Origin of the sequence: Trebonia sp., assembly GCF_030042015.1 — a bacterium.
In the GTDB taxonomy this organism is placed as follows: Bacteria; Actinomycetota; Actinomycetes; order Streptosporangiales; family Streptosporangiaceae; genus Trebonia.
Window position 1 is genome coordinate 1 of sequence record NZ_JASIAL010000523.1, and the last position, 7,346, is coordinate 7,346.

General features: G+C 69.5%; 8 protein-coding genes and 1 pseudogene. 6 read left to right on the forward strand and 3 right to left on the reverse strand.

Annotated features, from left to right (window positions below):
• The first annotated feature begins 268 nt into the window (after positions 1 to 268).
• The 4 genes from Q1N79_RS27890 to Q1N79_RS27905 all read left to right on the forward strand — a co-directional run bounded on the left by Q1N79_RS27890 (position 269) and on the right by Q1N79_RS27905 (position 3,657).
• Complete coding sequence (locus Q1N79_RS27890; RefSeq protein WP_300614035.1) at positions 269 to 535, forward strand: DUF5372 family protein; 267 nt, start codon at positions 269 to 271, stop codon at positions 533 to 535.
• 194 nt (positions 536 to 729) lie between these two features.
• Complete coding sequence (locus Q1N79_RS27895) at positions 730 to 1,200, forward strand: helix-turn-helix domain-containing protein (RefSeq protein ID WP_300614036.1); 471 nt, start codon at positions 730 to 732, stop codon at positions 1,198 to 1,200.
• Between the two features lie 202 nt (positions 1,201 to 1,402).
• Positions 1,403 to 1,567 (forward strand): hypothetical protein, encoded by a 165-nt coding sequence (locus Q1N79_RS27900; RefSeq protein ID WP_300614037.1) that lies wholly within the window; start codon positions 1,403 to 1,405, stop codon positions 1,565 to 1,567.
• 26 nt (positions 1,568 to 1,593) lie between these two features.
• Entirely contained in the window at positions 1,594 to 3,657 is a 2,064-nt protein-coding gene (locus tag Q1N79_RS27905; RefSeq protein ID WP_300614038.1) for a recombinase family protein, read from the forward strand.
• Positions 3,658 to 3,717: 60 nt separating this feature from the next.
• Here Q1N79_RS27905 and istA read toward each other — a convergent pair.
• The 3 genes and pseudogenes from istA to Q1N79_RS27920 all read right to left on the reverse strand — a co-directional run.
• Positions 3,718 to 4,467: pseudogene (gene istA, locus Q1N79_RS27910) on the reverse strand (IS21 family transposase); the annotation flags it as partial.
• A gap of 1,012 nt (positions 4,468 to 5,479) precedes the next feature.
• Entirely contained in the window at positions 5,480 to 5,968 is a 489-nt protein-coding gene (locus Q1N79_RS27915; RefSeq protein WP_300614039.1) for a hypothetical protein, read from the reverse strand.
• Positions 5,969 to 6,426: 458 nt separating this feature from the next.
• The gene (locus Q1N79_RS27920; RefSeq protein ID WP_300614040.1) at positions 6,427 to 6,672 is read right to left on the reverse strand and encodes a GntR family transcriptional regulator; all 246 of its coding nucleotides are present in this window, start codon (positions 6,670 to 6,672) and stop codon (positions 6,427 to 6,429) included.
• 89 nt (positions 6,673 to 6,761) lie between these two features.
• On the opposite strand from Q1N79_RS27920, the gene Q1N79_RS27925 reads away from it, so the two are divergent.
• Together Q1N79_RS27925 and Q1N79_RS27930 are read left to right on the forward strand one after the other, a co-directional pair.
• Complete coding sequence (locus Q1N79_RS27925) at positions 6,762 to 6,950, forward strand: hypothetical protein (RefSeq protein WP_300614042.1); 189 nt, start codon at positions 6,762 to 6,764, stop codon at positions 6,948 to 6,950.
• 135 nt (positions 6,951 to 7,085) lie between these two features.
• A partial coding sequence (locus tag Q1N79_RS27930; RefSeq protein ID WP_300614043.1) for a hypothetical protein occupies positions 7,086 to 7,346 on the forward strand: 261 nt, incomplete at its 3' end.

Sequence of the window (7,346 nt, forward strand, 5' to 3'; positions counted from 1 at the left end):
CCGCCCCCCGATCACCGCGCGGCAGCGTGCCGCCAGGACGGGCGCAGCCGGACGGTATAGCCCCGCAGCCCGGACCGGACACGCGCCGGCCACAGCGCCCGTCCAGGCGACACCCGGAAACCAGCGGCCGAAGCGCGCTGCACCGCCGATGTGGCGCCAGGCCCCAGCCGGGCCGGTATCTTGTTCGAGGTGCACCCGAACGGCCATTCCTGTTTCCGGTTGGACCACATCGTCAACTACACCCAGTCCGCCTGTTCCGTACCGGAAAGTGCGGGTCACGCATCCGTTCCATCCGCTGTGCGGGCAGGACTTCGAGTTCGTGGAGCACAAGCTCAACTGGGGCGAGGACCGGGTCTGGCTGCGCGACGGCGACCGGGGCCTGTTCAGCATGCCTGCCGGGTGGACCGACGTCGTGGCCCTGGACCCGTTCACCGTGATCGCGGACGGCCGGTGCCCGTTCACGGCTGGCGGCCTCCTCGCCGCCGCCGACCTGGTCGCCCGGCTCCGGGAATCAGCAGACGGCGACGGCATGTAAAGGAGATTATGCCGTGAACGTAAGAGAGATTATGCCGCTCCGTCGGCTGGCCCTCACCCTGCCAGCTGCAGCAGTCCGGCTGGTTTTCCTTCTCATGCGGCATAATCGTGCGACACGCCGTGCCGCGGTCCCGGCAATCCAGGCGATCTGCGGCAAAATCATCCTGACAGTGATGCCCGGGATGAGGAGACGGCGTGCCCAGGAGGCGGGATCCCAAGGAAGAATCGCTCGCGGCGGCGCGCTGCCTGAACCCGCATCCGGAGCAGGTCACCGACCCGGAGTTCCTGTCCAGCAACTTCTTCGACGCCCGCGACGCAGTCCAGGTCAAGTACGAGATGGTGCGCAAGGCCGGGGCCGGCGGCGTCCCGGTGACCGAGGCCGCCGCGGCGTTCGGCTACTCCCGTCCGGCCTACTACGCCGCAGCCGCGGCGCTGGAGTCCTCCGGCATCGAAGGACTGGTCCCGGCCCGTCCCGGGCCGCGCGGCGCTCACAAGCTGACCGACGAGATCTGCGCCTGGGCCGAGCGGCAGCTGGCCGCCGACCCGGCCCTGCGGCCGGCGCAGCTCGCCGGCCCCGTCCAGGACGAGTTCGGGGTGCGCGCGCACCCCCGCAGCATCGAGCGAGCGCTGGCCCGCTACCGGGAGCGCCACTCCAAAAGCCGCTGACCTGCCCGCCCGCGCAAGAAAGGAGGACGGCGACCCGTCCCTGTCCCTTCCCCCGTCACCTGGCCACGCGGCTGCTGAACCGGGCACGCGCCCGGATGCCGGCCAGGCCCCTGTTCCCGGCAGCGGGCTGGACGCCCGCTACGAGCAGCTCCGCCATGCCGCCCTGCACGCCCGCGGCGAGGCATTCCCGCTCGGCCTCGGCGTGCTCGCCGCCAAGGGCGTCCTCGCCTGGCAGCGCACCGTCGCCGGCCTCGCCCCGGCCGCACCTGCCTCCCGCCTGGCGGGGCCGCCCGTCCCGGTCCCGTCTCCCGCTCTCGCCGCCGCTCTCGTCAGCGCGCTGGCCTCCCTGGCCATGCCCGCACCGTGAACCCCCTCGGGAAGGAGCAACCCCCGATGACCACCGCCCTGGCCGCGCCGTCCAAGGTGAGCGCCGCGCACCTGTCCCGCCCGGCGCTGCTGTATGTCCGCCAGTCCACGCTCAAGCAGGTCGTCAACAACACCGAGTCCGCGCTGCGCCAGTACGACCTGCGCGGCAGGGCGATCGCGCTGGGCTGGGCCGCGGACCAGGTCACCGTCATCGACATCGACCAGGGCCACTCCGGCGCCTCGGCCGCCGACCGGGAAGGGTTCCAGCACCTGGTCGCCGAGGTGTCGCTCGGCCGGGCCGGGATCGTGCTCGGCCTGGAATGCTCCCGGCTGGCCCGCAACTCCGCCGACTGGCACCAGCTGCTCGAGCTGTGCGCCATGACCGGCACCCTGATCTGCGACGAGGACGGGCTCTACGACCCCCGCGACTTCAACGACCGGCTCGTGCTCGGCATGAAGGGGCAGATGTCGGAAGCCGAGCTCCACTTCATCAGGGCCCGGCTGCGCGGCGGCGTGCTGTCCAAGGCCCGCCGCGGCGAACTGATCGTCCCGCTGCCCGTCGGCCTCGCCTACGACGCCGCTTTCCACGTCATCCCCGACCCCGACACCGCCGTCCGCGGCGCCGTCGCCCACCTGTTCTCCGTCTTCGAGAAGACCAGGTCGGCGACCGCGGTCGTGCGGGCCTTCCGGGCCGAGGGCCTGACCTTCCCCTGGCGGCACCGGGCCGGGCCCCGCAAGGGCGAGCTGGACTGGAAGCCCCTGTCCCACCACGTCGTGCTGCGGATCCTGCACAACCCCCGCTACGCCGGCGCGTTCACCTTCGGCCGCCGCCGCGACCAGGTGCTGCCCGGCGGGAAGCACCGCAGCGTCAAGGTCCCCCGCGCCGAATGGATCTCCTTCATCCCCGGCGCCCACCCCGGCTACATCACCATGGACCAGTACGAGGCCAACGTCGCGGTGCTCGCCGCGAACGCCGCCGCCCGCGGGAAGGACCGGGCCGCCGGCCCGCCCCGCGAGGGGAACGCCCTGCTGCAGGGCATCATCATCTGCGGCCGGTGCGGCACCCGGATGACCGTCCGCTACCACCGCCGCCGCGGCACCGAATGGCCCGACTACATGTGCCAGCGCGACGGCATCGAGAACGCCCGCCCGATCTGCACCGCCCTGCCCGGCACCGTCGTGGACCACGCCGTCGCCCGGCTCATGATCGCCACCCTCACCCCGCTCGCCGTCGAGGCGGCGCTCGCCGTGACCGCCGAACTCGAGCACCGCGCCGCCGAAGCCGACGCGCTGCGCGCCGCGCACGTCGAGCGCGCCCGCTACCACGCCGGCCAGGCCCGCCGCCGCTACCTCGCCGTCGACCCCGCCAACCGGCTCGTCGCCGACGCCCTCGAAGCCGACTGGAACACCGCCCTGCGCGAACTGTCCGACGCCCAGTCCGCCTACGACAAGGCCCGCGACCAGCACGCACCCGCCCTCACGGCCGCCGAGCAGGACAAGATCGCACGGCTTGTCACCGACCTGCCCGCCGTCTGGGACGACCCCGCCACCCCCATGCGCGAGCGCAAGCGCATCACCCGGCTGCTCGTCACCGACGTCACCGTGACCCGCACCAGCGACACCATCACCGCCCACGTCCGCCTCGCCGGCGGCCAGCACCGCACCCTCGACCTGGAAATGCCCAAAACCGGGCCCGAGGCACGCAAGACCCCGCCCGAAGTACTCACCGCCATCGGCGAGCTCCTCGGCCGCCACACCAGCGGCGAGATCGCCGGCATCCTCAACCAGCGCGGCCTGGCCAGCGGCACCGGCGAGCCCTTCCACCGCCTCATCGTCGACCACATCATCCGGGCGCACCGCATCCCCACCCGACGCCAGCGGCTCCGCGGCCAGGGAATGCTCACCCTCGCCGAGACCGCCGCCGCCCTCGGCATCCACCCGCAAACGGTCAAGGCCTGGCGACGCGCCGGGAATGTCAGAGCCGAGAGATACAACGACAAAGGCGAGTACCTCTACTACCCGCCCGACCCGGACAACCCGCCCGCCCGCCCGAAAACAGGACGCCCGCCTAAACTGGCCAGGCAGGCCTGACCAGCACAAACGTCAACACCACGCGAACCGCTCCGAAGAGGTGCAGTATGCAGCCCGAGGTTTCTCATGGGCCCCTTCCTCGCCCGGCTCGCAGTAGAACGCGTCGAACCCGTACCAGGTCCGGAACGACAGCCAGCGGGCGTTCTCCCTCCGGTCCCGGCCCTTCATCACCTTCGTCACCGCCGGCGTCAGGTTGTCATAGCGGATATGCACCCGCGGGACCCCGCCCGTCACCGCGAACGCGGTCACGTGCCCTTCCAGCAGCGCCTCCTGCGCGCACGAGGCGTAGACCCGGTGCACCGCCATCCCGGAGAACGACAGCCGGTAGGCGAACATCTGGCAGGCCGCCTCCTGGCCGTCCAGCCTGACCGTGACCGGCCCGAAGTCGACCTCAGCCTCCGCCCCCGGATCCTTCTGCTGCGGCACGAACCCTTCCAGGCTCCCCGCCTGCTCACGGTGCCCCGCCTCGATCTCCGGCCGCCGCCGCGCGACGTACTTCGCGACGTAGGAGTAGGACGCCGCCGCGTCGTGCTCGTCGCGTAGCCGCGTCCAGATGCGCCTGGCAGTGTGCCGCTGCTTGCGCGGCGCGTCCAGGTCCTCGGTCAGCATCGCGTCGATCAGCGGCGCGACCACGTCCCGCGAGGGCGACGCCCGCTCCGGCACCTTCCGCGGGGCCGGCACCGGCGACGCCAGCGCCTCCCGCACCGTCCGCCGGTGCACCCCGTACTTCCGGGCAAGTTCCCGGATCCCCGTGCCCCGCCGGTGATCCTCCCGGATCGCAGCGAACAAGGCCACCCTGTCCCGTCCCATCCGCCCCCCGTGAGCGGGAAACAACAGAATGTGACCACTATCCGCGCAGCCGCACCACGTGTCCCGCAACCAGCCCGGCGTGTCGCCGCAAAACCACCCACGGTGGGGCCAAATCAGAGGAGAACTACCCGTCCCCGCCCACTCCGGGATGGAGCCGAATCAAAGGAGAAGGTGGGGCCATTTCAGAGTGACACGGCCAAGGGGTACTTGTGGACACAACAAATGCCCAACGGCTACCGTCCGCACATCGGCGCCCCACCTGACGATTGAAGGGACCTACGAACTGTGACCCTGGGACGAGGTGCGGTTAGAAATCGCATCCCCGCCCGGATCCAAGATGTACATGGTGCCGTCTTGGATGACCGCCTTCGGATCTGGCATGCCGCTTGCACCCAGGGTCCCATCTGGCCGGAGGTACTGGTGTACGATCGCCACCTTCTCCGGGAGCGGCAACGTGCGTGTGTAGTAGTGAACCGTCTGGCTCACGGTACAGAACGGCTCAAAAGAGGGTCCAGGGTGCCGGTTCGCCTGAGTCATAGCGACCAGTTCACCCTCTTCTACGCGTTCTAGGTACCGTCCTTCGTTGAACATCCGTCTCAGTTCGGCTGCTTGAACCACCTGTCGGCGGGGCATCAACGCATCACCCGGACAGTACGTTGTTTAGTCTGCGACGCCGCTACCATCGTTAGCGTTGCGGAGATCGGAGGCACCGGGAGCATGTCCGCGCTTGAGGCAGAACTACGTGAACGACTTGTGGGGCTCGTTGAGGGCGGCGAATCTCTGCGGGACTTCCAAGTCTGGTTCGTGCCTACCTTTTGGGATGAGCCAGACATCGACCAGTCCGCACTACGGCTGGCCCACGAAGTTGAACTGGTGATCTCCGAGTTCACCTCAGACGCTTGGACGTGGGACGAGGCTACAAGGCTGCTGCGAGGACTGCTCGGGGTCCCGGTGGTTGAGGCGCAATGGGGAGGGGGGTTCCCCAGACTCGTCACTGGGACAACTTCGACGCTCATCCGGAGGTCCCGTGTGCCCGAGGGGCAGGAGGCGCTTGATCTCCGGCCTGCCGATATTCGGTACGCAGCGGCACACGTGTGATCAACTCGCCGGACAGGAGCAGATCGAACCAGTACAAGCCTTCGTGCTGGATACCAAGATTCAAGTTGACCACAACGTTAGCGCCCTGCCCATCGTCTGCACCCGTGAATACCACCGGCGTCTCCAGGAGAGGAAGCTGAGCACCTGTGGGGTCTTGCGGGCGAATCCCGAGCGTGTACTCTCCGCGCGCTTGGCCAGCCTTCATCAGGACGACTAGCGACAGACTGACCGGGAACGGCTGCATGGCGGCTGGTGTCGGCATACGATCCGCTGCCGGTCCGGGCTGAGCAACGACTTTGTCGATAGCTCGGACAATCGTCAGAACACCATCAGTCTCCTGGATTGCTCGTTCGCACAGCACTGCGGCGTTGAGATAAGGGCCGTGTTCAAAGACTGTAGGCATGAGTTGGACTGTAGACCGTCAATCGCCTGGTCCGCCTAGAGGGCCGGAAAACTAGCACCTCATCTGGCGGCGCGCCCTGCCACATAGGTCGAAGCCGAGCATCGGATCTGATAGCTGCGCCCCGCTGGGAGGCCGAGCGGCACAGCCCTGGAGCCGCACACCGGCCGCACAGTGGCCGGGTACCGGCCCGGCAGCCCAGCGCCCGCCAGCGCGGGCGCTGTCACACCCGGAACAATCCCAAGCGTTCCCGCTGCCAGCGGGAACGTGCGGCTGCGTTCCGTCTGCGTGGTTCCCGACCTCACCCCCACCCCGAGGGGACCCGAGGGCGAGGTCGGGAACCTCTCCGACTCCACTCTGCCGCAAAACCAAAAAATCAAGATTCTAAAGACCGGAAGTCAAAACCGCACCGGGGCCGGGCGCCAGTCCGCTGGCCTGGAAAGTGCATGCAAGGGCGGGGCTTATCGGGCCGTGTTCTGCTGTGGGGTGACGTAGGTGCCGCGGCGCTTGACGGTGAAGACCAGCCCTTCGGTGCGCAGGACCCCGATGGCGTGGAGTACGGTGTCGCGGCCGACGTCGTAGCTGTCCTGGAGTTGCTTGACGGAGGGCAGCGGGCCGGCGTGCCAGTCGCCGGCGTTGATCCTGGCGCGCAAGATCCCGGCCAGCTGCTGGTAGGCGGGGACGGGCGAGCCGTGATCAACTGTCACACGGTCAACGTAGATCAGTCCAGTGCTGTGCTGACCAGCGGCCATATCTGATCTGAACTGCTCTGATCTGCTCTGCTAGCATAGGATGCATGGCGGACTGGACAGACCAGGTTGTCCGCAAGGAGAAGTTCCTGGCGGCCCACCCTGAGTGGAGCATCGTGTTCGTGAAGTCGGCGGGCTACTTCGAGGCCAGCCGCGACGACCCGAACACGGTGATCACCGACTACGAACTGCGCCACCTGCTCGACCGCGTCGAGCAGGCCACCCGGGCCGGGTAACCGCCCGGCCGCCAGGCGCCCCGGGCGGCCGGCATGACGTAAGCAGCCGGTAATGCCGTGCGCCCTGCGGGCCGCCCGGCGCCGTGCCACCATGGCAGCGGCGGGCAGCAGCACCGAGTCAGCGCGGGAGCGGTGATGGCTGCAGTCACGGGATTAGCGCCAGACGATGCGCCGCATCGGCTGCCGCGCCGCGCGGACGCGGGCAGCGTCCGGCTGTCCGGCCGGGACGTGGCCGGGCTGCTGCTGTGCGCCGAGCATTACGCCGCCCCCTATGACCTGCTGGCGTCCGCGCTTGCCGTGCGGCCGGGCCGGCTGCGCGGGATCGTGGCCCGCTGGCGCGGCGCCGGGTACGCGGCGACCGGGACGCTTGGCCCGGGTCCGGCGTGGTGCTGGCTG

What these genes read in the sequence shown, in the direction of transcription:
- Q1N79_RS27905 (WP_300614038.1), top strand. Translation starts at nt 1,594, where the DNA reads ATGACCACCGCCCTGGCCGCGCCGTCCAAGGTGAGCGCCGCGCACCTG.
- Q1N79_RS27915 (WP_300614039.1), bottom strand. Translation starts at nt 5,968, where the DNA reads ATGCCTACAGTCTTTGAACACGGCCCTTATCTCAACGCCGCAGTGCTG.
- Q1N79_RS27925 (WP_300614042.1), top strand. Translation starts at nt 6,762, where the DNA reads ATGGCGGACTGGACAGACCAGGTTGTCCGCAAGGAGAAGTTCCTGGCG.